Annotated in this window: 2 protein-coding genes; both read right to left on the bottom strand. The window is 38.2% G+C overall.

The window, feature by feature from the left end; translation table 11 throughout:
- Positions 1-94: 94 nt before the first annotated feature.
- Positions 95-733: a sugar transferase gene (locus KGF65_RS16540; RefSeq protein WP_065201559.1), complete on the bottom strand. Its 639-nt coding sequence runs from the start codon at positions 731-733 to the stop codon at positions 95-97.
- A 43-nt stretch (positions 734-776) separates the two neighbouring features.
- The gene (gene glf, locus KGF65_RS16535; protein WP_216788259.1) at positions 777-1,895 is read right to left on the bottom strand and encodes a UDP-galactopyranose mutase; all 1,119 of its coding nucleotides are present in this window, start codon (positions 1,893-1,895) and stop codon (positions 777-779) included.
- Positions 1,896-2,054 lie beyond the last annotated feature (159 nt).

The following is a 2,054-nucleotide window of genomic DNA, read 5'->3' as shown; positions in this document are numbered from 1 at the left end:
TTTTTATAATTTTATTCAAGAAACTTCCCTCACATAGGCACTTTAAAAACAGTCGTCATCAATTCAAACTTTTGAACAGCATTAACTAACACCCTTAATAAGCATCATTAGGGCTAATAATAATACGAAAAGTCTTAAGCAAGATAACAAAATCAACCCAAAGATTGGCTTCACTAATATATTGCAAGTCTAGTTCCACCATTGTGTGAAAACCAACGTTATTTCGCCCACTAACTTGCCAAAGCCCAGTGCATCCTGGCACTACTAATAGCCGCTGAATATCAGATACACCATACTGCTTTACTTCCCGTGGCAATGGAGGCCTAGGTCCTACCAAAGACATATCACCAGCTAAAACGTTCAGTAATTGTGGTAGCTCATCTAGGCTGTGCTTTCGAATGAATTTTCCGACCTTTGTAATACGCGGGTCTTCCTTCATTTTAAACATCGCACCATCGATTTCATTATACTGCAAAAGATCTTTTAGTTTTTGGTCAGCATTAGTTATCATTGAACGAAATTTAAACATTCGAAATTTTCGCCCATCTTTCCCAATTCTGACTTGTGAATAAAATACGCCCCCATCGGGATCATCCAATTTAATTGCGACAGCAATGATTAAAAAAAGCGGTGATAAAATAATCAATGCCAATGCACTAACGCAAAAATCAAATGCTCGTTTACATGAGTGATAAATCCATTTTCCCCGAACCCTATCTGTATCAATTGTCATCGTTTAGTCCTCCTAGTCCAAGAATACGGCTAATCTAAATGCGCTATCCCAGTTCACATTCTACCGCTAACAGCGCCGCATGAATGACTTGGTGCATGTCATAGTACCGATACTGACCCAGTCGGCCACCAAAGACCACGTTACCTTCTTGCTTTGCTAATTCCGTATATTGCTTGTACAATCCATTATTACGTTTATTATTTACTGGATAATAAGGTTCATCCCCTCGTTTCCAATCAACTGGATACTCCCGCGTAATAACCGTCTTGTTCTTATCACCTTTACCAAATTCAAAATGCTTATGCTCAATAATTCGTGTAAACGGGGTCTCCGCATCTGTATAATTGACCACTGCATTACCTTGATAATTGTCAACGCTCAACTCTTCACTTTCAAACCGCAGTGACCGATACTCCAATTCTCCAAGTTGGTAGTTAAAGTACTGGTCAATCATTCCAGTGAAGATGACTCTTGGGTAATCTTTAAGGTACTTTTCCTTGTTGTCAAAAAAATCAACACCTGTCTTCACATCAATCTGTGGATGATCAAGCATTTTCTCAACAATCTGTGTATACCCACCAATTGGAATCCCTTGGTAGGTATCATTGAAATAATTATTATCATACGTGTACCGGACTGGAAGACGGCGAATAATAAAGGCCGGTAAATCAGTCGCTTTTTGTCCCCACTGTTTTTCTGTGTATCCCTTTACCAACTTTTGGTAAATATCCGTCCCGACTAACGATATTGCTTGTTCTTCCAAGTTTTTAGGTTGATCGGTAATTTTAGCCGCTGATTTTTGCTCTGCAATCTTATTCATCGCTTCTTGTGGTGTCTTAGTTCCCCACAATTCATTGAACGTATTCATATTAAAGGGCAAATTGTACATTTTACCCTTATAATTTGCGACTGGACTATTCGTATAGCGATTAAACGTCGCAAATTGATTCACATAGTCCCAAATCTGTTTATCTGACGTATGAAAAATATGGGCACCATACTGGTGTACCTGAATGCCATCAACTTCATGCGTATATATATTTCCTGCGATATGGTCGCGCTTTTCAATAACTTTAATTTTCTTACCACGTAGAGCCGCCTCATGCGCAAAAACTGCTCCGAACAGGCCAGCACCTACTACTAAGTAATCATATGCTTTCAAAAGTATCCTCCACCACTATTAACCCTTGATTTATATAGTGCTCAGCTTACGAAGAAAAAATAAGCCACTGCACTGAAAAAAGTTTATCACCAATACCAAGCAACCACAATACAAAAATTTTATGTAATCTTAATTTTTATTGAGATATTTTTAAAATCA

The organism is Lactiplantibacillus sp. 30.2.29 (assembly GCF_018991255.1).
Taxonomy (GTDB): Bacteria; Bacillota; Bacilli; order Lactobacillales; family Lactobacillaceae; genus Lactiplantibacillus; species Lactiplantibacillus pentosus.
The sequence above is the reverse complement of the archived record's forward strand: the minus strand, read 5'-3'. Positions and strand labels throughout refer to the sequence as shown.